Source organism: uncultured Maribacter sp. (assembly GCF_947500405.1).
Classification (GTDB): Bacteria; Bacteroidota; Bacteroidia; order Flavobacteriales; family Flavobacteriaceae; genus Maribacter_B.
On record NZ_CANMRY010000083.1, the window covers coordinates 1 to 260 of the forward strand.

Consider the following 260-nt stretch of genomic DNA (forward strand, 5'->3'; position numbering starts at 1 on the left):
TATCTATCGTACAAACCGATGTGGTAGTTACAGAAGGGGTTGGCGTTACTGCTACCTTTGATGTTACCCTGACTGGTGATTATGCTGCAGGATTCGATGTAGATTTCTCTACTGCGTTCGGTACGGCTACAGCTACCGACTTTACACCAATCACTAACGGAACTATTACATTCGCTGGAAATGATGCGGAAGTACAACAAATTACAGTAACTATTCTTAATGACGATATCATTGAAGCGCAAGAAGCGTATACCGTAACA

Annotated in this window: 1 protein-coding gene; it reads left to right on the top strand. The window is 42.3% G+C overall.

Annotated features, from left to right (window positions below):
* Positions 1-260: Calx-beta domain-containing protein (locus Q0945_RS16075; protein WP_299436709.1), on the top strand; the 260-nt coding region annotated here is incomplete at both ends.